Genomic DNA, 22,965 nt, shown 5'->3' on the forward strand with positions numbered 1-22,965 from the left:
CCAGTAGCCAATCGGCTACTGGTTCTCTTTCATCTATTAAACTGTATAACGCTCATCTTCTAAAATTTTCGCAGCAATTTCACGTTTCTTCGGAATTACGTTAAGTGGTGTGTGGCGAGTTAATTTACGTAATGATGATAACATCATGCGCAGCATGTCGCCGTTTTCAACTGCGATAAGTGTTTCTTTCGCATCTGCTTCGATTTCGTTGAATGCTTCTTGGCAGAATACTTCAGTGTATAACACTTTTTGTTTATTCTTTTCAAGACCAGTTGTTTTAATTGCTTTTTCTGTACGAAGAACAGCTGATTCCATTGCATATAGGTTACTTACGATGTCAGCGATATTCACAAGAATTTCTTGCTCTTTATCTAATGCTTTACCGTATTTTTGAGCAGCTAATCCAGCTACCATTAAGCCGATTTTCTTCGCGTTAGTTACTAAATATTTTTGAAGTGCTAATGGCTCATCGCCTACTTCTTCTGGCATCATCATCATTAACTCTTCTTGTAATTTTTGTGCTTTTTGAAGAAGTGGTAATTCACCTTTCATCGCTTTACGTAAGAACGTACCTGGTACGATTAGGCGATTAATTTCGTTCGTTCCTTCGAAAATACGGTTAATACGAGAATCACGGTACATTCTTTCAATCTCGTACTCTGCCATAAATCCGTAACCACCGTGAATTTGAACACCTTCATCTACTGTATAATCTAGTACTTCAGAACCGAATACTTTATTTAAAGAGCACTCGATTGCATATTCAGCGATAGAAGCTGCTACTGCTTTACCGTCTTTTACTTCTTCTTCAGATAATGTGCTCATGCGGCTTTCGAATAAACCTACTGTACGATATACAGAGCTTTCAGCTGCATATGTTTTTGCTGCCATATTCGCAAGTTTCTCTTGAATTAATGGGAAGCGAGCGATTGGTTGCTTGAACTGTTGACGTTGGTTTGCATATTGTGCTGAAATTTCTACTGCACGTTTCGCAGATCCAACTGTACCAACACCTAATTTATAACGGCCGATATTTAAAATGTTGAAAGCGATAATATGACCTTTACCGATTTCACCAAGTAAGTTTTCTTTCGGTACTAATGCATCTTCTAAAATTAACGTACGAGTTGAAGAACATTTAATACCCATTTTCTTTTCTTCTGGGCTTGTAGATACGCCAGCATATTCTTTCTCTACGATAAATGCTGAGAAGTGCTCTCCATCAATTTTTGCATACACGATAAATACGTCAGCGAATGCAGAGTTTGTAATCCATTGTTTTTCACCATTTAATACATAATGTGTACCTTCTGCATTTAAACGTGCAGTTGTTTTTGCACCTAATGCGTCAGATCCTGAACCTGGCTCTGTTAATGCGTATGCAGCTAATTTCTCACCAGTTGCAAGTAATGGTAAATACTTTTTCTTTTGCTCTTCGTTACCGAATAATACGATTGGTAACGATCCGATACCTACGTGAGCACCGTGAGTAATTGCAAAGCCGCCAGCGCGAGAGAATTTCTCTGCGATTAACGCTGAGCTTACTTTATCAAGACCAATCCCGCCGTACTCTTCTGGTACGTCAGCGCCTAATAAACCAAGCTCCCCAGCTTCTTTTAAAAGACGAACAGAACGATCAAACTCATGTTGTTCTAAATATTCAAGCTCTGGAAGAACTTCATTTACGATAAAGTCCTCTGTCGTTTTTGCAATCATTTTATGCTCAGATGAAAAATCTTCTGGCGTAAACACTTGATCAATCGTAATCTCATCAACTAAAAAGCTACCGCCTTTAACCGCATTTCCTACTGTTTTTTCCATGAAAATTTCCTCCTTCATATTTTCATGAGCCGCTTCTCTCTTTTTGAAAGAAGCTGGCTCTCAATTTTATTTTTTATAAACCTTGGTTGCTTCCATTCTTTGCTTTAGCGTCGTCTCGTTCTGAGCGAACCGCTTGCACTTTTTTTATAATCCAGTTCCAGTGGCTAGAACAGTCGGTCGTTTCACCCCTTCCTGTGAGGCAAAAAGCGCCTCTTCGTCAGGGCTTCCAACGCCCTCCTGTTCTGAGCGAGCCACCTGCACTTTTTATCTAATCCAGTTCCAGTGGCTAGAATGTTCGGTGGCTTCGCTTCTTCCTACGAGGTAAAGAGCGCCTCTACGTCTGAAGCTCCATCCCCCTCCTGTTCTAAACGAGCCACCTGCACTTTTTAAAGTAATTCAAATACTCCCGCTGCTCCCATTCCGCCGCCGATACACATTGTTACGATACCGAATTGTTCGTTGCGGCGTTTCATTTCGTGAATAAGAGATAGTGTTAGTTTTGCTCCTGTACAGCCAAGTGGATGTCCAAGTGCGATTGCACCACCGTTTACGTTTACTTTTTCTTCATCTAAACCAAGTTCACGAATAACTTGAATTGATTGAGAAGCGAATGCTTCATTTAGTTCGAATAAGCCAATATCAGATAGCTCTAAGCCAGCTAGTTTTAATGCTTTTGGAATTGCAGCGATTGGGCCGATTCCCATTACTTCTGGTGGTACGCCAGCTACTGCAAATGAACGGAATTTCGCAAGCGGCTTCATGCCATCGCTCACTGCTTTTTCACGATCCATTAATAGTACAGATGCTGCACCGTCACTCATTTGTGAAGAGTTACCAGCTGTTACAGAACCGCGAACGTTAAATGCTGGACGTAATTTACCTAAAATGTCTAGCGACGTTTCTGCTCTCACACCTTCGTCTTGTGCGAAAATGATTGTTTCTTCTTGCAGTTTATTGTTTGATCCAACAGTACGTAACGTCACATCTACAGATACTGTTTCATCAGCGAAGTTACCTGCCGCTAATGCTTTCGCAGCGCGTTGATGACTTCTTACTGCAAATGCATCTTGCTCTTCACGAGAAATTCCATATTTCACAGCAACTTGCTCTGCTGTATGTCCCATACCCATATAATATTCTGGAGCTGCTTCTACAAGGCGACTATTCGGACGAACAACGTGTCCCATCATTGGAACTAAACTCATTGATTCCGCTCCGCCTGATAATACAGCTTCAGAGTGACCAAGCATAATGCGCTCTGCTCCGTAAGCGATACTTTGTAAACCAGAAGAACAGTAACGGTTAATTGTAATAGCTGGAACATCGTAAGAAAGTCCTGCTAGTCCGCCGATATTACGAGCCATATTTAAACCTTGTTCTGCTTCTGGCATCGCACAACCGAAAATTAAATCATCGATTGGTCCTTCATAATTTGCACGCTTTAACGTTTCCTTTACTACTAACGCCCCTAGATCGTCAGGACGAACTGTTTTTAATGAACCCCTCTTTGCTTTTCCAATTGGTGTTCTTGCTCCCGCAACAATGACAGCTTCTCTCATGAACGATATCTCCCCTCGTTATTAGTTACGTAATGGCTTTCCTTTTACAAGCATGTGCTGCATTCTTGCTTGTGATTTCATCTCACTTACTAAGCTAATAAATGCTTCACGTTCTACATCTAATAAATACTGCTCATCAACTTCTGTTCCGTACGGCACTTTTCCGCCCGCAATGACATATGCAAGTTTCTTCGCAATGTGAAGATCATGTTCAGAAATGTAACCTGATAAATGCATTGCTTCTGCACCAAGTACAAGAGTTGCATATCCTGTTTCACCAACAACTGGTATCTTTTTACGAATCGGTGCTTTATAGCCAGCTTCATATAAAGCAAGTGCTTTCTGTTTCGCATCATATAGTAAGTGATCACCATTCACACTAATACCGTCTTTATCGCCTAAGAAGTTGTTCGATACAGCTTCTTGTGCTGACGTAGAAACTTTCGCCATCGCTACAGATTCGAACACTTTATTCGCAACTTTTTGCAGGTCAAACTCTACACCGTTTGGCATTTTATTTAATTGTTTAATGTATAGCTCTTTATTACCGCCTCCGCCAGGAATTAAACCAACACCAACTTCTACTAAGCCCATATACGTTTCACTAGAAGCTTGAATGCTAGCTGCTGGTAAGCAAACTTCTGTACCTCCGCCAAGCGTCATACCGTATGGTGCTGCTACAACTGGCTTAGAAGAGTACTTAATTTTCGTCATTGCATCTTGGAAGTTTTTCACAACCAACTCAATTTCAAAGTAATTGTCGTCTTGTGCTTCCATTAAGATCATTGCTAGGTTCGCACCAACGCAGAAGTTCTTCGATTGGTTACCGATAACAAGACCTTTATAATTCTTTTCTACTTCATCAACAGCGTAGTTAATCATTTGCGTAATATCCATACCGATTGCATTGCTCTTCGAATGGAACTCTAAGCAAAGGATGCCGTCGCCTAAATCAATTAAGCTCGCTCCGCTATTTTTCTTTAATACACCATTTTTCGCTTTTAATTGCTTAAGAGAAATTGCTTTTTTATTACGCTCGATTAGCTTATATTCGCCATTATCGTAATAGTAGCTATCTCCGTTATCATGTTTGTAGAAAGTAGTGAAACCTTTCTCTAACATTTCTTTCACCCAAGTAGGAACAACTACGCCGTTTTCTTCCATCTTTTGAACAGATTTTTCAACACCAATTGCATCCCACACTTCAAATGGCCCTTGCTCCCAGCCGAAGCCCCACTTCATCGCTTGGTCAATTGCAACGATATCGTCAGCAATCTCTTTATGAAGTTTTGCAGAGTATAAAAGAGTTGGTGTAATGATGTTCCATAACAACTCTCCTGCACGGTCTTTCGCGTATACAAGCGCTTTCAATTTATTCGCTAATCCTTTTTCTTGTTTACTTAACTCTACGGATGCAGCTTTTAATTTTTTACGCGCTTCGTATTCCATCGTTTCAGGATTTAATTCTAAAATTTCTTTTCCTTGTTTTAAGAAGAAGCCTTGACCCGTTTTACTTCCAAGCCATTTTTTCTCAAGCATGTCATGCATGAAAGCTGGTACTTTAAATACATCACGCTCTTCTTCTTGTACGTTTTCATATACGTTATTTGCAACGTGTACGAATGTATCTAAACCGACAACATCTAATGTACGGAACGTCGCGCTCTTCGGACGACCAATAAGTGGGCCTGTTACAGAATCAACTTCCCCAATGCTATAGCCGCGTTTTATCATCTCTTGAAGAGTTACTAATAAACCGTACGTACCGATGCGGTTTCCAATAAAGTTTGGTGTGTCTTTTGCGATAACAACGCCTTTTCCAAGAACGTCTTCGCCAAATAGTTTCATGAAGCTTAATACTTGTGGATCTGTTTCTTTCGTCGGTATTACCTCTAGAAGTTTTAAATATCGTGGTGGGTTAAAAAAGTGTGTGCCTAAGAAGTGTTTCTGGAAGTCGTCTGAACGACCTTCTGCCATTTTTTCAACTGAGATGCCTGACGTATTCGAGCTTACAATAGAACCCGGTTTACGAACAGCGTCTACTTTTTCAAATAATTTCTTTTTAATATCTAAGTTTTCAACTACTACTTCAATAATCCAATCTACATCAGCTAGACGCTCAAGATCATCTTCTAAGTTACCTGCTTCAATCAGTGCTAAATTTCCTTTCACTGTCAGAGGAGCTGGTTTTTGCTTTAATAATTTTTGCACAGCCGTATTACTAAAACGATTTCTCACACTTTTATGTTCTAATGTAAGTCCCTTCGCTTCCTCTTCTTTTGTTAGCGCAGGTGGTACAATATCAAGCAATAATGTCGGAATACCAATATTAGCTAAGTGTGCCGCAATCCCTGAACCCATTACGCCTGAACCTAGAACAGCAGCCTTTTTAATTTGGAACATCCAATTCTCCCCCTATTCTTGAATGAATGCTCATTCAATTTTTCGACATAAGTCGCAATCAATGAGTGAGCCTCTACTAATAAATATATGATACTGTTTAAATTTTCGCAATATATTTATTGATAAAATTTTCTGAAATAAATATTTTTCTTTCATTTGGCTATGCTATACATGTGTATTTTCTTTGTTTAAATGCACTTTTCCTTTTTATAATCTGACGAAACTGGAGGAATATATATGGCAAAACTTAAGAAGAACCCTTCAAAGGCTGGAATTAGTGCAGCTAGTGTAACTGGAAATGCAGGTCCGCATAATCACGGTGTTGAAAAAGGACGCCAAGGTAATAATCAACAATATAAGAAGCATAATATGGGCGAAAAATAACGCTATATTTTTGGGCAGAGAACGTGGCATAATGATTAATGGCTGCTTTTTCTGCCCAATTTATTTGTACATATGGAAAACAAAAGAGGGAACGATGATGAAACGAACAATAGTTATGATTGTAATGATTGCTACACTATTTACAGGGATGATTTTCTTCTCTTATGCACAGAGGCAACAAGCTGTAAGAGCTGATCAACCTAAGATTACTGGGCAATATGGCGTTACAATCGATGCAGACACAGGTGAAATTTTGTATGGGAAACGCGAAGACGAACGTTCTTATCCGGCTAGTATAGCCAAAATGATGACAACCCTTCTTTTACTAGAGAATGTAAAAGAAGATGAAGAAATTACAGTTACAGAAAACGCAATTAAAACAGAAAGTCAAAGTAAGAAAATTAAACTTCGTGCTGGGGAAAAATTAAAGCGTGATGAGGCATTAAAACTTATGCTTATCATTAGTGCAGATCCAATAGCTGAATCAATTGCAGAACATATCGCAGGATCAAAAAATGAATTTGTGAAGATGATGAATGCTAGAGCGAAGGAACTTGGTACAAAGCATGCGACTTTCAAGAATGCAAGTGGTGCTGATGCAATTGGGAATAAAGTATCACCATATGACATTGCTATTATTACGAAAGAAGCATTAAAGTATCCAGTTGTTTTAGAATATATGAATTCAACACGTACAACTCTACATACTTCAGAACGCTCTCCAAACATCGCAAACTATGGACGAGAAGAACTATATGACGATCCATATGCGATTGGAAGTAAAAGTGGTCTATCAGCACTTGGCAAATATACAGTCGTAACAGTCGATGAAAAAGACGGTAAACGCGTCATTAACGTCGTATTATCTTCTACTCGCGCGCAACTATATCCTGATACGAAGAAAATGGCACATTATGCATTTCAGCAATTAAAATAACCAAGGAGTATTTTCTCCTTGGTTATTTTTTAACCATACCTTTTAATACGAACGCAACGTTTGCTGGACGCTCTGCTAGACGACGCATGAAGTAGCCATACCAGTCGTTTCCATAAGGTACGTAAACACGCATTTTGTAACCTTCTTTTACTAGCTCAAGTTGACGCTCATTACGAATACCATATAACATTTGGAATTCAAATTGATCCCTTGGAATGTTGTGTTCTTCAGCAAGTTTTTTTGTATATTCAATAATCGCTTCATCATGTGAAGCAATTGCAGTATAATTTCCATTTAATAAGTGCATTTTAATAATTTTTTTATAATTGTCATCTACATCTTTCTTATCCGGGAACGCCACTTCTTCAGGTTCTTTATAAGCACCTTTTACAAGACGTAAATTAGGATTATAAGCATTTAAATCTTCAATATCTTTTTCTGTACGATATAGGTAAGCTTGAATAACAGTACCAATATTATCGTATTCAGATTTTAATTGTTTAAAGATATCAATTGTTTTACCACAGCGTGTATAGTCTTCCATATCAATGGTAACGAACACACCATTTTCTTTTGCAGCTTCTAAAATACGGCGCATATTGTTCATTACGATTTCATCAGAGATATCTAATCCCATAGAAGTCATCTTTAAAGAAAGCTGCGAATCAAGACCTTCTCTTCCAATTGCACGGATCGCTTCAATCGATTGGTTAGCCATTTCATTTGCTTCCGCTTCATTATCAACGAATTCACCTAAATAATCGATTGTTACACAAAGACCTTGCTTATTTAATGCCTGAATGGCAGCTGTCGCTAATTCAATCGTCTCCCCTGCGACGAAGCGACCTGCACCAAAGCGTAAACCGTACTTTTTAGCCAGTTTTGTTAGCGCTTTATTTTTAGATAAGAAAAGAAACGAATTTCGCATTAATTGTTCCATGTAATTCACCCCTATGACTGTAATTTATCTGTTTTTTACCCCTCTTCAAAATTATATCACTGTTTAAAATTATTGGATACAAATAATTATTTAGATAATTTATAAAATACTATAAAAACATTTAAAAACCTATATTCTCGCATGCAAATATGAAGGGAATATTTTTCGACATTTAGAAAAAACGGGTTTACTAGGGCAAAAATAGGCATACCGAAAATATTCGACATGCCTATAAAACCCTTAATATTCCATGTAAATTATATAAGGATATTAATAAGAAAAACTTAAAGTAGCATCACCTAAGTTTTTTAATTCTCATTTCGCTTCTCTTCATTCAGCCTTTTAATATCCGTAATTAACTGCACCATCTCTTCTTTCGCATCTGGATAAGTTTCATTCCAATGCTTCACTAAAGCTGGCATCGTCTTCGCTATGTAAGAATAAAGTGCCCACTTCTTTACCTGTTCTTTTCGCTCTTCATTACTCTCGCCAAGTAACAGCTCAGTGTATTTCTCTAGTAAACCGTCAAACTGCTCGTTAAACTTTTCACTCATTTTATTTACCTCCTATATGAAAAAAGCAGCGAAGATCGCTGCTTTTTCTTATAATTTTGATCGGACAGAGTTTAATTTTTTCTCCATTGTGCTTACTTTATCACGTCGATCATCAATACGAATCGTTGTTGCAACACGCTGTGCACCTTTCGTATATGGAACTTCATGCATTTGTTGAATTACTTCTAGAATGACAGGAAGATCTCCTTCAATAATTGTATTCATCGGTGTTAATTGATACTTCACGCGATCCGCATTTTTCTCTAGCACCTTTTGTACTTCTGCTACATATTCACTAACACTTGGATTACCTGTTCCTACCGGAATAATCGATACGTCAACAATTGCCATAGTAGTCTTCCTCCTATAATCGCTTCTTATATATCCATTGTCTATTTTACCGAAATCCTCATCATTTTACTAATATGTTACTCTTCCACTTTAAACTGCTCAACTAATCTTTCTAAATCTTTCATATGCTCTGTCAAACTTTCCATCGTGTGGGCTACCTTTTCTAGATGATTAACCTGTGATTCCGTTGCAGCATGTACCTCTTCAGAAACAGCTGCACTTTCTTGACTCGTACCAGCAATTGTATGCATTACCGCTGTAATTTCTCCTTGCTCGTAACCTATGTTATGTACCTCTTCTACAATTTTTTCAACTGAAGTACTAATCGTATTTACAACTGACATAATTGTGCGGAACTCCATTTCTGCCTCTGTCGTCACTTTATTTTGCACATCTGCAATGTCTTTCAATTTACTTACAACTTCTACAACCCTTTTTACTTCTAATTGCACATCACCAATCATCGTTGTGATTTCTCCTGTTGCCTCTTTTGATTGTTCCGCTAATTTCCGAACCTCTTCAGCAACAACCGCAAATCCCTTACCTTGCTCACCTGCACGGGCAGCTTCAATCGAGGCATTTAAAGCAAGTAAATTTGTTTGATCCGAAATACCTTTTATAAGCTCAACAACATTTTGAATCGATCCAACTCTTTGTTCTAACTTATCCGATGCTTCTTCTGTATGAACAACAATCGAAGATGATTGTCCCCTCGTACGGACTAAGTTCCTCATTGTATTTAATCCTTGCTTAGATGCCTCTTCCGCTTTGCCAGTCACTCCTTTTATTTCACCAACGGAGCTATTCATTTGTTCCACTGACTCTGCCATATTCTCGAGCTGAGCTGAAACTTCATCCACACTATTCGCAAGAGTAGAAGCTCCCCCGCTCACATCATCCATTGCTCCGGAAACTTCTCTACTAGCCGCTACTGTTTCGTTCGTTAAATAATGTAAACTATTCGTTGATTGTTGCACTGTTGATACGCTGTTTTTAATTTTACTTACCATTTCATTCATTTGTTCAACCATATCATTAAAGTGCTTCGTCAACTCTCCAACTTCATCTTTACTTGTCACCTTCATTCGCAGCGTTAAATCCCCTTCTGCTACTTTTTGAACGTGATTCTTTAATAATTGCAGTGGTCTTGCTAATCTTCTTGAGAACAAGTAGGAAGCTACGATTCCAACTAATAAACTAATACACGCCATCATAATGACTGTATTTCTCGTACTATTTAATAGCCCATCGATCGTTTCTTTCGGATAAAAGATTCCTATCGTCCATTTCATCGTATCAAATGATTGACTATAAACAACTACATCTTCACCTTTTATTGTAGTGACCGCATATTTTGTTACCTCTTTATTTAAGCTCTTTATAAGTGGCTCTTTAGAAACATCTTTCCCTATCTTTTCTGGATAAACAAGAGCCATATTTTTATCATTTATAATAAACATTTCTCCGTCATTATTATATTGAATATTGTGAAGCAACTTCTGAATCGTCCCAAGCGATACATCCATCGCAACAACGCCTAATACAGATCCATCTTGAGCTGTAATTGCTTTAGAAACACCTACACTTAACTTTCCTGTTGCAATTTCATAAGAAGGTTGTCCCCAATGGACCTTTTTTACATCAGCCTCTGAATCTTTATACCATGGTCTTGTCGTTGGATCATATCCTTCTGGCACTTGCCCACCTTCAGCAAGATTGGCACTTAATGTTTTTTTATCTTTCGTACCAATATATAAATCTAAAATACCAGGATGATTCTTTTTATACTCCGCAAACTCTTTCGTTAAAAACGCTTCCTCTTCTGGAGTAACCCCACCTTGAAGCATATTACGAATCATCTCACTGTTCGCGTAATACCCCATATCTTCATCCGTTCTTTGAACAAATGTCGTAAGTTGCTCTGTCACAAGATCCATCGCATTTTGAGAATACTCGTCTAAGGAACGCACTTCCTTTTCTTTCTGTAATTGATACACAGCTGTACCCAATATTACGAACATCATAGAAATAAGTACTGAAAACACTACCGCAATTTTTAAACGTAAACTTCTTAACATCTTCCCCCCAGCATCCCCTTCGCATTAAATTGAAATCTTACTAATCATTATATTAAGTATAATAGATAAAATTAAAAAATTGAAATTAATTCTCACCTTAATACAATTAGAAAACGGACTACCACTTGTGCAAAAACAAATAGTTCATTATCCTTAAAATATAATCTCATTCGTTCGGAGGGAACTATGTTACAAAAATTCGGTTTCTCACAATATGAAAGCCAAGCTTATGAAGTTGTCGTATCAAGCAATGAACCATTAGATGCTACAACAATTGTGAAGCATTCAGGTGTTCCAAAAGCAAAAATATATGAAGTACTAGCACGCCTAATCGATAAAGGAATGGTAATGGATTCTGTTTCAGAAAAGAAAAAATTGTATACAGCATTACCACTAAAGCTAGCAATTGAAAAATTAACGACAGAATTTCAATCAAATATTAAGGAACTGGAAACAAATATATCAAAAAAATCATTTACAGATGACCGTGTTTGGAGCTTAAAGATGCAATCTTCTATTCGAGTTCAAAGTAAAGAACTCATTGAAAGTGCAAAAGAATCAATCCGTATTTCAGCTTGGAATGATACTCTTTTAGAATATCTTCCTTTACTAGAACAAAAAGCAAAACAAGGTGTTCAAATTGAATCCCTTATTGTTGGAGAAGTAGAAACAGACTTAGAAAACATGCATTTTCTAATCCCAGCTGAAGAGCCTAATGCATTAGAGCGCTACTTGCTACTCATCGTTGACGATCGTGAAATTTTATTTGCTGGCGTAGAACAAGAGTCATGGCAAGCGATGAAAACAATGTCACAACCTTTCGTAAAGTTCTTTACAGAATTTTTCTATCACGACGTTGCACTTGCAAAGATTACTCAAAAACACCATGATCTCTTTATGGAAGATGAGGAAATTAAGAGTTTGTTGATGAAGTTAAGATACTAATTAAATAATAAACAGGAGTCTAGTTTTTCACTTAGACTCCTTTTCGTTTTGTTCCTTTATCTCCATCAACAGCTCAATGATTTTCTCATTTTGCTCTACCTGTTTCTCTGAATTTTTATAGATGAAACGAACCCATCTAAGTGCAAGAATAATAAGAAACAAAGGGAGCATTGAAATTAGAAGACCAATAATTGAAAAATTCGTATACATATACCTCACCTCGCTATACACCCTTTCTCCATTTCTCTACTAAAACCTGCAATTTTTTACAAATAAAAAAAGAACCTATCAAACGATAGATTCTCCTTTCGCAAACTGAGTAGAGCGTCCTCTCGTAATCGAGAAAATCGCGCAAAGCAGTGCTAATATAATAAAGCCACCGCCTACCCAAGCGTTATATATAACAGATGATTTTTCAATAACAACTCCGCCTACTGTTGAACCGAGTGCAATTCCTAAATGAAGCGCAGAGTTATTTAAACCTTGCTGGATACCAGCTGATTCCGGTGCAATTTCAATTAAATAATTTTGCTGTGCTGGTGAAATCGCCCAGCTCAGCATACTCCAAAGTCCCATCATAATGATGAAGAGTGGGAATGAGAATGTCATTAATGGCAACATGAAGATTGCACATGCAAATACGATAATAATCGAGATAATACTTTTCTTCGATCCCCATTTATCAGCAAGCCATCCACCGAATCCACCGCCGATTACTGCTGCGATTCCGAAAATGAAGTAAAACACACTAATCCAATTTGCTTCAACATGCATAACATCTTTTAAAAACGGTGTTAAATATGCATACAATGTTAAATGCCCCGTTAAAAACAAAAATGATGTTAACTGTGCACTTACAATTTTTTTATCTTTTAAAGTAGCAAGTTGTTCTTTTATTGATAATACCGATGTCGGTGGTACTTTCGTTAAGAACAATGAAATACAAGCAATTGCCATAACTGTTAATACTGAAATCAATACAAATGGCGCACGCCATCCGTATGCATTTCCGAGTACAAGACCGAGCGGTACTCCAAGTACAAGTGATCCACTAATTCCCATAAAAATGATTCCAATTGCACGCGCACGAAAATGCGGTTCTACTACACTAGAAGCAAGTGTTACCGATAGTGCAATAATTAATGAACCACTCGCCGCACAAATAACCCTTGAGAACATTAGCATTCCGTAATTCACACTAAATGCCGAAATAATATTTCCGATTAAGAAAATCGATAATGCTCCAACATACAATGTTTTTCTTTCAAACTTCCCTGTCAAAGCTAATAAAACTGGACCTGACAAAGCAAATACTACCGAAAATATTGTTATAAGCTGACCAGCTGCGCTAATAGATACTCCTAAATCATTGGCAACTAAATCGAGCGTTCCTCCTATAATTAGCTCAACCGTTCCGACTACGAAAGCCGCGATAGCTAAAATATAAACACGAAAATTCAAGTCTTTCCCCACGCTTTCTATTTTGGTTACTACGACTATAGTAACCAAAATAGAAAGTGGACGCAAGTACAATTTTTTTACAGTAAAAAAGGTAGGCGTATTATACGCCTACCCTTCCATCATTCTGTTTCTTTCTTCTTATTCAAGTACCAATACACCGGAAGTCCCGTAAAGACAATTCCAATTGATAAGAAACAACTTACCGGATCATTAATAATCGCACTACCGATTACAAAGAACGAACCTAAAATCGCAACGATTGGTACGATTGGGAATAACGGTACACTATATGCACGCTCTTTATTCTTATTACGTTTCCTTAAAATGAAGACACCAATAAACGTCATTACATAGAAAATATAAATAATGAATACGGAAATCTCAGATAGCTTATTTGGATCACTAATAATCATTAAAATAATTCCTAAAATGATTTCAACAGTAATCGCATTTGCTGGTGTTTTAAATCTCGGACTTTCCTTTGCAATAAACTTAGCAAATGGAAGTTGTCCACGTTCTGCCATAGACATTGGAATACGTGGGAACGTTAAAATCTTTCCATTTAAACAACCGAAAATAGAAACGATAATACCGATACTAATAATTTTCCCACCATATTCTCCAAGTAACATACCAGCAGCTGTCGCTGTTGCATTTTCTCCAAGGTCTACAATTTTTGCTGCTGGTAATACATTTAATAACGCCAAGTTAATTAATACGTAAGCAGCAGTTACGATTAAAATCCCCACTGTCATTGCTTTCGGTAATAACTTTGTTGGATTCTTCATTTCTCCACCAATCGAAGCAAGTAAAATCCAGCCGTCATAAGCAAATAACGTTGCTAAAATTGCCATACCGATACTTTGATTTTCTGATATCGGCACTACTACGTTAAAAATATCACTGTTTCCTTTCCAAAAACCTAACACGACAATTAATACAATCGGAATCATTTTCCCAATTGTCGTGATTGTTTGAACGATACCTCCGTATTTTGTTCCCATACTATTTACAAAGCCAAGGAACACAACTGTTCCGATTGCGATTGGTAAATTCCACACTTTATCTAAATAGAAAAAATTAATCATTAAAGAACTAAAGTATAAACCTAATGTTCCGATAATAGCTGGTCCATAAACAATTGTTTGCATCCAGCCTGATAAATATCCCCAAAAACTTCCGTAAATCTCCTCTAAATACGTATACAACCCACCATTTTTCGGGATTTGCGCTCCAATTTCGGCTACTGTTAAACCACTCGCTAACGTCAACAGACCACCAATTACCCAAGCAAGAATGGCCATATTAGAACTCCCTGAGTAATCTAATACGCTTCCTGGTTTCATAAATACACCAGACCCGATAATCGTTCCTACTACGATAGAAAGTGCTACTGTTAAACCAATTTTGTTCTTCTCATCATGATGCATGCTGCGTATCCTCCTTCCAATTCTAGTGTGATGCAAAAATGAAATAAAAAAACACTCCTCCCTAAAAAAGGGACGAGTGTTGTATTCGTGGTTCCACCCTTGTTTCAATTCGCAAAGTAACACACTTCACCAATTTCTCAAGTCTAAATAACGGTTTTTGCCGGCAAGCAATTACTAGATGTTCGTTCACTGCTGCAGTTCAGAGGTGGTAATCTATTTTTCCGTATTAGGAAGCTCACAGCCAAAGGCTTCCCTCTCTGGGAATCGTAAAAAATTAATCGTGTCCTCATCATCACTTCTTGATGTCGAATTTTGTAGTTATTGTTCATTATATTGAATTGTTAGAAAAAATCAATATATTTTTTTATATAACATAGGAAATATTTCTCTTCTTATATTATAACAGAAGATACAAAACTTCTCTAATTCCCTAAAAATGGTATAATTCATTTAGGAGGTGTACCAATAATGATTGCTGTCTTTTGTATCATCGCTACGTTTCTCTCTGTTCTATTCGCTATCATGTATCGAAACAAGTATCCTGTTTATAGCATTTTAGCGGTAGCTATTATACCAGCTGTTTCCTTCTACGTATTGGGTAAATATCAATATACGGAAGTGTTTATCGGTTTTGCAATCTTCTACTGCGTCTTCGGATACATACTAACAATGAAAAGAATCTTATTGAATCATTAAAAGAGACCGATTTCTATAAGTAGAAATCGGTCCTCGCATGTACCTTCCGGTTGCCCCACGAAAGATACATAAATCAATTATTTATCTTCTTTTTTCATAAAAAACTTGTGATGCGGAAGATCCACATTTAATTCCTCTAATTGTTTCTTTTCATTGTCTAAAATCGCTTTTGCTTTTGTTTTTGTTGCTTCATCTAATCCCGCAAAGATGTCTTCACGCTTCTCTTTTTCTGGAAGTTTCACACCTAATTTTGTTAATTCTTCTTTTGCTTGCTCATGCGTTAATTTTCCAGATTTCTTTTGCTCTAAAATCGACTTCGCTTTCTCTTTCGCCTGTTCATCTAAGTTAGCAAACATGTCTCCATGCTTACCTTTCTCCGGCATTTTCACGCCTAACTTTGTTAATTCCTCTTTTGCTTGCTCATGCGTTAATTTTCCAGATTTCTTTTGCTCTAAAATCGACTTCGCTTTTGCTTTCGCCTGATCATCTAAGTTAGCAAACATGTCTCCATGTTTACCTTTCTCCGGCATTTTCACGCCTAGCTTTGTTAATTCCTCTTTTGCTTGCTCATGCGTTAATTTTCCAGATTTCTTTTGCTCTAAAATCGACTTCGCTTTTGCTTTCGCCTGATCATCTAATCCTGCAAACATGTCTTTACGCTTCTCTTTCTCCGGAAGCTTTACACCTAGTTTCTCTAACTGTTTCTTTGTATCGTCCATAATTGTTTTTACTTTTTGTTTTGTAGCGTCATCCAAATCCTTTTTCGCCGTTTTTGTAGACTGTTCAGCTGCTGGAGTATTCGTTGCCGCGAATGCCGGAATACCGACTCCTCCAATGATTCCGAATGATAAAGCACCTGCAATCGCTAAATACCCAACTGTTTTCTTCTTCATAGGAAATTTCCTCCTTCATATTTCTAAAGCATGTACACTTTCGTATACAATGCCAATAGTAATGTTGGTTTCTTAAAATTCCCTTAACGTTTCGAATAAAAAACACCGCTCATAATGAGCGGTGTTTCTCTATGCTTTTTGTAATTGTAACTCTTCACGTTCCATTATTTTTCTTAATACGATTGTTTGTGTCATTGTAAATAAGTTACCTGTTATCCAGTACAATACAAGTCCTGATGGCGCCGCAAACCCCATAAATAGAATCATTGCCGGCATCATAATTTGCTGTATCTTTAGCATCTGTACTTGTTCTCCAGGTGTAATATTAGATTGGAAAACTTTCATCTGAATAAATGTCGTTAACGCTGCAATAATCGGTAATATATGATATGGATCTGCATGTCCTAAGTTCACCCATAAAAAAGAAGATGTGCGAATCTCTTCCGTTCTGCTAATCGCATAATACAAAGCAGAGAAAATCGGCATTTGTATAAAAATTGGCCAGCAACCAGCAAGTGGATTCCAACCGCCTGATTTCATTAGCTCTGACATTTCTTTTTGATACTGCTTTTGTTTTTCAAGATCTTTGCCTACATCACCGTACTTTTTCTTTAGCTTCTGCAATTCAGGTTGCATTTTCTTCATTTTCGCTTGGCTACGATATTGTGAAACAGCTAATGGAATCATTGCTGAACGAATAACGAGCGTCATAATAATGATTGCAATCCCAAAGCTAGCTCCAGGTATATGATGAGCAACAAATTGAATCATAAACGAGATTGGATATACGAAATAATGATCCCAAATCCCAGTACTATGTGCATCAATTGGGACTGCATTACTGCAGCCAGATAAAACAAAAACAAGTAATAATGATAAACTAACGAGCACAGCTCGGTATGATTTTAACATGTTCATTCCTCCAATGTTTCGTAATTATTTAGCGAAACATTGGTGTATACGGACCGACCTCATCATTCTCTTCACTTGATTCTTGTCTACGTACAGAACGAATCATTCCATATTTATAAAAAATAGAAAATAGCGGTACATTTCCCGCACTATCTTCACATGTATCAACTAACGCAAAAGCTCTTTGTCTACCGCTTGATGCTTGTTGACGCACAAAGCGAGAAACATTAGCAAGGAAGAAAACTTCTAATAAACAAAGTGCCGTCGTTACAAACGATATATATAAAATTGCATCCTGCAATAAAAATTCCATCGCTTCACATCCTTAATAAGGTCATTTTAGCACATTAGGCAAACATTCTCTATTTCCTTTTATTTTCAAAAAAAGTATTTTGCATATTTTCTCAAGAAAACAATAAATAAGAAACGTTGTATTCGCTTTCTTTAGTATATTCACGCACATCAATGAATAGGCTTGATTTATTAGAAATTTATAAAATTTTTGCATTATAATAAAACTATTGCCAGTTTTTGAAAAAACCTTTATTCTCTTCTTGTAATCAAAAATGAATATGGAGATGAAACATACTATGGGTCAACTAGGAGACGCCGATTACGTTCCCGACACCGCCTTTTTATCCTTCCCAGCAGCTAAAACATTTCATTTAGAATTTATGATACAGTTGGTTGTTATTTTTATAGCTTCTATTTTGTATGCAATTTCTATGAATATGTTTTTTATCCCGCATAATATGATTAGCGGTGGATTCGCTGGTGTAGGGATGATTATCGGTTATTTAATGCACTACAATATCGGTGCACTTATCTTTTTACTAAACATTCCTCTTCTTATTTTAAGTCACTTTTACTTAGGCAAGAAGACAACCTTTTTAACAGCGTACTTTGTAGCTGTGTCATCTTTAGCGATGAATATTATCCCGGTACACCAAGTTTCAGACGATATTTTACTTTCTTCTGTATTCGGTGGTGTTATCTGCGGAGCAGCTTCAGGAATTATATTCCGATTTGCTTCTTCAACAGGTGGTTTTGATGTTGTTGGATTGATTGTAGCAAAATATCGAGATGTTTCAATTGGAGCAATCATATTTGTATTCAACTTAATCTTACTTGTCGCAGCAGGTTTTATTTTCGGATGGGATATTACACTTTATACGTTAATTAGTCGATTTGTAGTCAGCAAAGTTATCGATGCTGTGCATACGAAACATATTAAATTAACGATAATGACTATTACAGAAAAAGGCGAGGAAATAAAAAGCGCACTACTACATCACGGCATACGCGGGGTGACAATGGTAGACGCTGTCGGCGGCTATACAAACCATAAGAAAAAAATGATTTACACTGTCGTGACTCGCTATGAGTTAGGCGAAATGAAACGTATTATCCGTCAAGTGGATAACAAAGCATTTATGAACATTACTGAAACAGTTGAAATTGTCGGCCGTTTCAAACGTATATAAAAAAGGTTAATACATTAAAGGGCATAACATATTAGTCATATATACTATGTTATGCCCTTTGTTATTCAACTAACGCACCCTTTAGCATAATAAAATCACGAAGTTTATTACTACAAATCGGAGGATAGCATTCCATATACAAAACTATCTGTCCATTCATTTTTATTCCAAAAATCTTGTATGAAATGGGCTTCCTTTCTCATACCTATTCGTTCACACAATTTTTTTGAAGCTGTATTACGTGCATCAAGATTAGCTTGTATACGATGTACATTACATTCATTAAATAATTTAAATACCAAACTACTTACTGCTTCTGTTGCCAAACCTCTTCCAACTACTTCATTTGAAAAACTATAACCAATCTCAACAGTATCCTTCATATTTGTGTACCATACGGATAAATCACCAACTACTTTAGTCTTGTATATAACTGCCAAACTTAATATTGATTCTTCAGTAAGTGCATTGTTTGCTAGCTTCTTATTAAATCTTTTCTGCATGTCTTCATGAGTCCACTTATTATGTAATAGGAACTTACATGTATCATCATTATTATAAATAGCAAATACATCCTGTAAATCAGTACTCTTAAAAGGTCTAATTATTAATCTTTCTGTTGTGATCTCCAAGTTAGCTCCCCTCCCTTACATTCATGCTACAAAACATTTTTTATTGTATTTAAGCCTCCTTCTTAGATCTCACCTTGATTACATATTTCATCATAATAAATTAAAATCCTTCTTCCACTAAACTGCATTGTTAATGGTATTTCCTTACGCTTTTTATTTTTTACACTTATTACAAAATCAGATAATTCTATTATTATGTCCCTAAATGTGTTATAATGAAAGCAGACTCACAAAAAAAGAGTATATAGACTTGGAAGTTTCTCTTATTTTACAAGCAAAAAGAAACGAGCAGTCGGGTATATTTCAGACACCATACACGTAACGGTTTAAACAACCGATCATCTTAGTTACTCTTCAATGATCTTTTTATAAAAAGATACGTACAATTAAAACTCACTTCAATATACTATACCTACCTTTTTGACTTCCAAATCATCTTATTACATAGGGAGATGAACATATGAATCAATATATACGATATACAATAGCTGTCCTGTTTGCTATTATCGGCGGTACGATTTGTTTCTGGACAAACACACAGCTTGGAGAGAATATCATTTTTAATGGAATCGAAACACTTGTAAGCGCTTCAATTTTAGGCGGATACATTTACTTCCTCTTCAATCCAGAAGAAAATGCTCAGAAAACAATGTTATTAACAATGATTGGAATCGTTGGTGGATGTATTTCCTACTCAATGACAAACTATACATTACCACTTCAATTAAGCTCAGCTTTCTTCCACGGTCTATGGACTTGGTTCATTGCATTCTGCTTAGCAGACGTATTCAACCTATTACAAGACAATGAAGAAGATAGCGGTCGCCAAATTGAAAGTAACTCTTAAGCTGGAAGGAATTCTTCCAGCTTTTTTATGTTGGTTTGCATACACCGGCACTACAATAAAAAGAAGCTACCCAACGGCAACTTCTTTTCCATATACCCCACTTCGTATTCACTTAAATATATCAACGATTTTTCAAATATATCGATCGTTTCTCCACTTATATCAACAATTTTTTCATTATATCAACGATTCGGCACAAGATATCGATTTAACGACAACCTTAGACATCCAAAACGTACAACATACCCTATCCCCCAAGCAACTTACTGCCGAACTCTACGATTAAAAAGATAATCAATAGGATCGCGAGTATCTTTAATGCTACATATGCTACTTTAAAAACAACATAAATGAGCAAGACTATCAAAATAATTGATAAAATTTCCATATTTACTTCCTCCAAGCTTTGCTCTTCTTATCTCATTTTACTCGCCCTAGGCTGTTTATGGAACGGCATAAGATGACATATAAAAAAGAGGATACCTCACCCATCGTAAGATACCCTCTCTTTCAGCTGCTTAAACCATTCTCTTTCTAATTGTAAATATCCCATCTCACTCTTCTCGGCGCTCTTTAATTCTTGATCGGCTTTCTTCATATAAGTACGGGACGCTTCCATATTGCCCTCTACATATTTAATAATCCCTTGTGTACGGTAATATCCACTTAGGTCCATTTTTGTAATAGCCTTTGCATGTTCCTTTGCTTCTTGCAAAGAAAGACTATCCATCTGATAAAGGGCTTTATATAAAAGGTACCAACTATGAAAACTACTAACGAAAAACTTATTTTCTTTCGTTACAGGTAATTGAACAATTCGTTCTATATACGGTATCGCTCTTTCCATTCCCTCTTGATCTGCACGAGCAAAAAAGACGAGCATAAGTCTACTCATTATCTCCCTTATCCCTTTATTCTCTTTTATTTTCTCCTCACTAAGTTCTACTAATCTTTCATCCCAATCTTTCGGTCTTTTATAACTAAATAACTCACTCGATATTTGAATCTCATATAAGTGATTTCTAGCTCTTTCATCATCTTTAATTAAAATAAGAAATTGCATCCCATCACTCATAAGCATTCCTTTTATCGGCACAATTGTAACCGCAAAGATTGCAAAATGGAAAAAGGAAAAATATAAAAGATATTGATAATAACTCACCATGTATATGTAACCGGAAGTAATACCAAATAGTAAACTCGTAATCGGTCCACCTAAAGTGAGCCACGCCCACTTTTTCGAAAGATTCGGTGTCTCTATAGAAGGTGGTACTAATGTTGCAACACCTCCAAAGTACGCCCATAATTTATTTTCTCGAATGCGTAATTTTCCCTTTTCTTTTTGAATAGTAATGGGTCCTACTGTCATAAATTTAAATGTTAAACCACCTATTACACCAAATACTACATGTCCTAGCTCATGAATGGCTAACACTAACAATGAAATTCCAACTATTGCCCATAGGTTCAAAATTACTTCTAATTTCCCAGTTCGGATTACTCCGTATAAAATGGACAGAATTAGCGCCACTGTCATTGAGCCAGCTGGCCTTCTTAAAATATCCACCTTTTTCTCCCCTTAATAAATCATTTTTCTCTGCATTTCGTACATGAACTTCCCGAGATGCAATATCCAAATAAATGAGATTAAGCCAATTAATACAAAATCGATATCACTAGCAGCTGTATATATAACGGCAGCCCACCATACATATGCCAATATTGTATTCGTAAATTCATACGCTTTATATCCAGCCTCATGCACAATGTGCTTTAATCCTTCATCTGCGTTTTTCGTCCACATTTTCATAGATTCCATATACGTTACACCTTGTTCAGGGTATAGCTTATTATAACGATTTTTTGTTATGAGCCCGATAATCACTACAGTAGTTAAACAAACAATAGAAGCTACTAAATTCCACACCGCAAATGAAACATTAGTATCCTGCAACAGTGCACGTCTACATGTAATAACTGCATATACAAACCATGCCTGCGTCACTATATCACCTACACGTAAATATATACTTATAATGCCTAATTTTCTGCCTTGTACGCTCTCTTCTTCATCGCGTGCCTCCGCTAACATACGCGTATTCTTCCAAGTGTAGTACATCATTAAGATTCCAAAAATAGTACATATGCCTATAAATGTATTGGATGATAATTTTCTCGGTTCATCCGAGAGTAAATTTAAAGCTATATAAGACGTTAAAAAGCCACCCATCATACTTAATGCTATTTTCCCCACAGAATCAAATTGTTTTTTTCGTTTACTCTTCATCATCCTCTTCCCCCTCCACTAACGTGAATATTTCCTCCACCGATACATTGAAAATTTGTGCGATTTTTAACGACAATACAATAGATGGTGCATAATCCCCGCGCTCAATTAAACTAATCGTTTGCCGTGATGATCCAATCGCTTTCCCTAAATCCCCTTGTGATAAACGATGCTTTGCTCGCAATTCCCTCACTCGATTTTGAAGCTTCATGTCTTCCCTCTTTTTCATTTATTTAATTAAAATTGTAAATAATATCCTTATTTTTGTCAATTATAATTGTCATTTTGACGTTAATAATTGACAAAAATAAATATGTATTATGATGGAAATAACCTATATAATGAATGTGA

The 22,965-nt window shown here is 36.6% G+C and carries 24 protein-coding genes and 1 other annotated feature; of the genes, 6 read left to right on the forward strand and 18 right to left on the reverse strand.

Going from position 1 to position 22,965, the window contains the following annotated elements; translation table 11 throughout:
* Nucleotides 1-36: 36 nt before the first annotated feature.
* From AC0ONG_RS23845 to AC0ONG_RS23855, 3 genes are all read right to left on the reverse strand, one after another.
* Nucleotides 37-1,821 (reverse strand): acyl-CoA dehydrogenase family protein, encoded by a 1,785-nt coding sequence (locus AC0ONG_RS23845; protein WP_000416287.1) that lies wholly within the window; start codon nucleotides 1,819-1,821, stop codon nucleotides 37-39.
* A 386-nt stretch (nucleotides 1,822-2,207) separates the two neighbouring features.
* Complete coding sequence (locus tag AC0ONG_RS23850) at nucleotides 2,208-3,380, reverse strand: acetyl-CoA C-acetyltransferase (protein WP_001206339.1); 1,173 nt, start codon at nucleotides 3,378-3,380, stop codon at nucleotides 2,208-2,210.
* Nucleotides 3,381-3,401: 21 nt separating this feature from the next.
* The gene (locus tag AC0ONG_RS23855; RefSeq protein WP_000486370.1) at nucleotides 3,402-5,783 is read right to left on the reverse strand and encodes a 3-hydroxyacyl-CoA dehydrogenase/enoyl-CoA hydratase family protein; all 2,382 of its coding nucleotides are present in this window, start codon (nucleotides 5,781-5,783) and stop codon (nucleotides 3,402-3,404) included.
* A gap of 237 nt (nucleotides 5,784-6,020) precedes the next feature.
* Between AC0ONG_RS23855 and AC0ONG_RS23860 the strand changes: the two genes are divergently transcribed.
* Together AC0ONG_RS23860 and AC0ONG_RS23865 are read left to right on the forward strand one after the other, a co-directional pair.
* Nucleotides 6,021-6,167: a YuzL family protein gene (locus AC0ONG_RS23860; RefSeq protein ID WP_001096344.1), complete on the forward strand. Its 147-nt coding sequence runs from the start codon at nucleotides 6,021-6,023 to the stop codon at nucleotides 6,165-6,167.
* Between the two features lie 97 nt (nucleotides 6,168-6,264).
* Complete coding sequence (locus tag AC0ONG_RS23865; RefSeq protein WP_000831456.1) at nucleotides 6,265-7,104, forward strand: D-alanyl-D-alanine carboxypeptidase family protein; 840 nt, start codon at nucleotides 6,265-6,267, stop codon at nucleotides 7,102-7,104.
* Between the two features lie 22 nt (nucleotides 7,105-7,126).
* Here the strand turns inward: AC0ONG_RS23865 and AC0ONG_RS23870 are convergent, their stop codons facing one another.
* The 4 genes from AC0ONG_RS23870 to AC0ONG_RS23885 form a co-directional block, all read right to left on the reverse strand.
* Nucleotides 7,127-8,044: a proline dehydrogenase family protein gene (locus tag AC0ONG_RS23870; protein WP_000436780.1), complete on the reverse strand. Its 918-nt coding sequence runs from the start codon at nucleotides 8,042-8,044 to the stop codon at nucleotides 7,127-7,129.
* A gap of 308 nt (nucleotides 8,045-8,352) precedes the next feature.
* A complete protein-coding gene (locus tag AC0ONG_RS23875) occupies nucleotides 8,353-8,598 on the reverse strand; it encodes a YusU family protein (protein WP_001290589.1) in 246 nt (81 codons plus the stop codon).
* A gap of 48 nt (nucleotides 8,599-8,646) precedes the next feature.
* A complete protein-coding gene (locus AC0ONG_RS23880) occupies nucleotides 8,647-8,949 on the reverse strand; it encodes an MTH1187 family thiamine-binding protein (protein WP_001018860.1) in 303 nt (100 codons plus the stop codon).
* 77 nt (nucleotides 8,950-9,026) lie between these two features.
* Nucleotides 9,027-11,027 carry a methyl-accepting chemotaxis protein gene (locus AC0ONG_RS23885; protein WP_000946369.1) on the reverse strand — a complete coding sequence of 667 codons (2,001 nt, stop codon included), beginning with the start codon at nucleotides 11,025-11,027 and terminating at the stop codon, nucleotides 9,027-9,029.
* Nucleotides 11,028-11,213: 186 nt separating this feature from the next.
* On the opposite strand from AC0ONG_RS23885, the gene AC0ONG_RS23890 reads away from it, so the two are divergent.
* On the forward strand, nucleotides 11,214-11,972 hold the full coding sequence (locus tag AC0ONG_RS23890) for a TrmB family transcriptional regulator (RefSeq protein WP_000939479.1): 759 nt from the start codon (nucleotides 11,214-11,216) through the stop codon (nucleotides 11,970-11,972).
* A 27-nt stretch (nucleotides 11,973-11,999) separates the two neighbouring features.
* Here the strand turns inward: AC0ONG_RS23890 and AC0ONG_RS23895 are convergent, their stop codons facing one another.
* The 3 genes from AC0ONG_RS23895 to AC0ONG_RS23905 all read right to left on the reverse strand — a co-directional run bounded on the left by AC0ONG_RS23895 (nucleotide 12,000) and on the right by AC0ONG_RS23905 (nucleotide 14,863).
* Nucleotides 12,000-12,182 (reverse strand): hypothetical protein, encoded by a 183-nt coding sequence (locus AC0ONG_RS23895; protein ID WP_000288473.1) that lies wholly within the window; start codon nucleotides 12,180-12,182, stop codon nucleotides 12,000-12,002.
* A 78-nt stretch (nucleotides 12,183-12,260) separates the two neighbouring features.
* Nucleotides 12,261-13,445 (reverse strand): MFS transporter, encoded by a 1,185-nt coding sequence (locus tag AC0ONG_RS23900; protein WP_074790675.1) that lies wholly within the window; start codon nucleotides 13,443-13,445, stop codon nucleotides 12,261-12,263.
* 107 nt (nucleotides 13,446-13,552) lie between these two features.
* Entirely contained in the window at nucleotides 13,553-14,863 is a 1,311-nt protein-coding gene (locus AC0ONG_RS23905; RefSeq protein WP_000546306.1) for an APC family permease, read from the reverse strand.
* A 65-nt stretch (nucleotides 14,864-14,928) separates the two neighbouring features.
* Nucleotides 14,929-15,165, reverse strand: a binding site (T-box leader).
* 166 nt (nucleotides 15,166-15,331) lie between these two features.
* Here AC0ONG_RS23905 and AC0ONG_RS23910 point away from each other — a divergent pair.
* The gene (locus AC0ONG_RS23910; RefSeq protein WP_000562247.1) at nucleotides 15,332-15,559 is read left to right on the forward strand and encodes a hypothetical protein; all 228 of its coding nucleotides are present in this window, start codon (nucleotides 15,332-15,334) and stop codon (nucleotides 15,557-15,559) included.
* A 77-nt stretch (nucleotides 15,560-15,636) separates the two neighbouring features.
* Here the strand turns inward: AC0ONG_RS23910 and AC0ONG_RS23915 are convergent, their stop codons facing one another.
* The 3 genes from AC0ONG_RS23915 to AC0ONG_RS23925 all read right to left on the reverse strand — a co-directional run bounded on the left by AC0ONG_RS23915 (nucleotide 15,637) and on the right by AC0ONG_RS23925 (nucleotide 17,677).
* Nucleotides 15,637-16,452: a hypothetical protein gene (locus AC0ONG_RS23915; protein WP_033795323.1), complete on the reverse strand. Its 816-nt coding sequence runs from the start codon at nucleotides 16,450-16,452 to the stop codon at nucleotides 15,637-15,639.
* A gap of 129 nt (nucleotides 16,453-16,581) precedes the next feature.
* Nucleotides 16,582-17,364, reverse strand: coding sequence for a membrane protein insertase YidC (gene yidC / locus AC0ONG_RS23920; protein ID WP_074791056.1), 783 nt, complete (start codon nucleotides 17,362-17,364; stop codon nucleotides 16,582-16,584).
* Between the two features lie 28 nt (nucleotides 17,365-17,392).
* Nucleotides 17,393-17,677, reverse strand: a complete 285-nt coding sequence (locus AC0ONG_RS23925) for a hypothetical protein (protein WP_000394930.1) — start codon at nucleotides 17,675-17,677, stop codon at nucleotides 17,393-17,395.
* A gap of 277 nt (nucleotides 17,678-17,954) precedes the next feature.
* Between AC0ONG_RS23925 and AC0ONG_RS23930 the strand changes: the two genes are divergently transcribed.
* On the forward strand, nucleotides 17,955-18,848 hold the full coding sequence (locus AC0ONG_RS23930) for a YitT family protein (protein ID WP_000530044.1): 894 nt from the start codon (nucleotides 17,955-17,957) through the stop codon (nucleotides 18,846-18,848).
* A gap of 110 nt (nucleotides 18,849-18,958) precedes the next feature.
* On the opposite strand, the gene AC0ONG_RS23935 is transcribed toward AC0ONG_RS23930, so the two are convergent.
* Nucleotides 18,959-19,480, reverse strand: a complete 522-nt coding sequence (locus AC0ONG_RS23935) for a GNAT family N-acetyltransferase (protein ID WP_000406909.1) — start codon at nucleotides 19,478-19,480, stop codon at nucleotides 18,959-18,961.
* Nucleotides 19,481-19,940: 460 nt separating this feature from the next.
* Between AC0ONG_RS23935 and AC0ONG_RS23940 the strand changes: the two genes are divergently transcribed.
* Nucleotides 19,941-20,327 carry a DUF3938 domain-containing protein gene (locus tag AC0ONG_RS23940; RefSeq protein WP_001077773.1) on the forward strand — a complete coding sequence of 129 codons (387 nt, stop codon included), beginning with the start codon at nucleotides 19,941-19,943 and terminating at the stop codon, nucleotides 20,325-20,327.
* 247 nt (nucleotides 20,328-20,574) lie between these two features.
* Here the strand turns inward: AC0ONG_RS23940 and AC0ONG_RS23945 are convergent, their stop codons facing one another.
* The 4 genes from AC0ONG_RS23945 to AC0ONG_RS23960 all read right to left on the reverse strand — a co-directional run bounded on the left by AC0ONG_RS23945 (nucleotide 20,575) and on the right by AC0ONG_RS23960 (nucleotide 22,825).
* Complete coding sequence (locus tag AC0ONG_RS23945; protein WP_000404758.1) at nucleotides 20,575-20,715, reverse strand: DUF3985 family protein; 141 nt, start codon at nucleotides 20,713-20,715, stop codon at nucleotides 20,575-20,577.
* A gap of 96 nt (nucleotides 20,716-20,811) precedes the next feature.
* Nucleotides 20,812-21,864, reverse strand: a complete 1,053-nt coding sequence (locus tag AC0ONG_RS23950; protein ID WP_002083694.1) for a zinc metalloprotease — start codon at nucleotides 21,862-21,864, stop codon at nucleotides 20,812-20,814.
* A 42-nt stretch (nucleotides 21,865-21,906) separates the two neighbouring features.
* Nucleotides 21,907-22,614, reverse strand: a complete 708-nt coding sequence (locus AC0ONG_RS23955) for a DUF3169 family protein (RefSeq protein WP_000837717.1) — start codon at nucleotides 22,612-22,614, stop codon at nucleotides 21,907-21,909.
* A complete protein-coding gene (locus tag AC0ONG_RS23960) occupies nucleotides 22,604-22,825 on the reverse strand; it encodes a helix-turn-helix transcriptional regulator (protein WP_000776170.1) in 222 nt (73 codons plus the stop codon). Before AC0ONG_RS23960 ends, AC0ONG_RS23955 begins: the two co-directional genes overlap by 11 nt.
* Nucleotides 22,826-22,965 lie beyond the last annotated feature (140 nt).

The organism is Bacillus sp. TCT6, assembly GCF_056033845.1.

Bases quoted from the DNA above. Each gene is read 5' to 3' on its own strand.
- AC0ONG_RS23845 (WP_000416287.1), bottom strand. From the start codon at position 1,821: ATGGAAAAAACAGTAGGAAATGCGGTTAAAGGCGGTAGCTTTTTAGTT.
- AC0ONG_RS23850 (WP_001206339.1), bottom strand. From the start codon at position 3,380: ATGAGAGAAGCTGTCATTGTTGCGGGAGCAAGAACACCAATTGGAAAA.
- AC0ONG_RS23855 (WP_000486370.1), bottom strand. From the start codon at position 5,783: ATGTTCCAAATTAAAAAGGCTGCTGTTCTAGGTTCAGGCGTAATGGGT.
- AC0ONG_RS23860 (WP_001096344.1), top strand. From the start codon at position 6,021: ATGGCAAAACTTAAGAAGAACCCTTCAAAGGCTGGAATTAGTGCAGCT.
- AC0ONG_RS23865 (WP_000831456.1), top strand. From the start codon at position 6,265: ATGAAACGAACAATAGTTATGATTGTAATGATTGCTACACTATTTACA.
- AC0ONG_RS23870 (WP_000436780.1), bottom strand. From the start codon at position 8,044: ATGGAACAATTAATGCGAAATTCGTTTCTTTTCTTATCTAAAAATAAA.
- AC0ONG_RS23875 (WP_001290589.1), bottom strand. From the start codon at position 8,598: ATGAGTGAAAAGTTTAACGAGCAGTTTGACGGTTTACTAGAGAAATAC.
- AC0ONG_RS23880 (WP_001018860.1), bottom strand. From the start codon at position 8,949: ATGGCAATTGTTGACGTATCGATTATTCCGGTAGGAACAGGTAATCCA.
- AC0ONG_RS23885 (WP_000946369.1), bottom strand. From the start codon at position 11,027: ATGTTAAGAAGTTTACGTTTAAAAATTGCGGTAGTGTTTTCAGTACTT.
- AC0ONG_RS23890 (WP_000939479.1), top strand. From the start codon at position 11,214: ATGTTACAAAAATTCGGTTTCTCACAATATGAAAGCCAAGCTTATGAA.
- AC0ONG_RS23895 (WP_000288473.1), bottom strand. From the start codon at position 12,182: ATGTATACGAATTTTTCAATTATTGGTCTTCTAATTTCAATGCTCCCT.
- AC0ONG_RS23905 (WP_000546306.1), bottom strand. From the start codon at position 14,863: ATGCATCATGATGAGAAGAACAAAATTGGTTTAACAGTAGCACTTTCT.
- AC0ONG_RS23910 (WP_000562247.1), top strand. From the start codon at position 15,332: ATGATTGCTGTCTTTTGTATCATCGCTACGTTTCTCTCTGTTCTATTC.
- AC0ONG_RS23915 (WP_033795323.1), bottom strand. From the start codon at position 16,452: ATGAAGAAGAAAACAGTTGGGTATTTAGCGATTGCAGGTGCTTTATCA.
- yidC (WP_074791056.1), bottom strand. From the start codon at position 17,364: ATGTTAAAATCATACCGAGCTGTGCTCGTTAGTTTATCATTATTACTT.
- AC0ONG_RS23925 (WP_000394930.1), bottom strand. From the start codon at position 17,677: ATGGAATTTTTATTGCAGGATGCAATTTTATATATATCGTTTGTAACG.
- AC0ONG_RS23930 (WP_000530044.1), top strand. From the start codon at position 17,955: ATGGGTCAACTAGGAGACGCCGATTACGTTCCCGACACCGCCTTTTTA.
- AC0ONG_RS23940 (WP_001077773.1), top strand. From the start codon at position 19,941: ATGAATCAATATATACGATATACAATAGCTGTCCTGTTTGCTATTATC.
- AC0ONG_RS23945 (WP_000404758.1), bottom strand. From the start codon at position 20,715: ATGGAAATTTTATCAATTATTTTGATAGTCTTGCTCATTTATGTTGTT.
- AC0ONG_RS23950 (WP_002083694.1), bottom strand. From the start codon at position 21,864: ATGACAGTGGCGCTAATTCTGTCCATTTTATACGGAGTAATCCGAACT.
- AC0ONG_RS23955 (WP_000837717.1), bottom strand. From the start codon at position 22,614: ATGAAGAGTAAACGAAAAAAACAATTTGATTCTGTGGGGAAAATAGCA.
- AC0ONG_RS23960 (WP_000776170.1), bottom strand. From the start codon at position 22,825: ATGAAGCTTCAAAATCGAGTGAGGGAATTGCGAGCAAAGCATCGTTTA.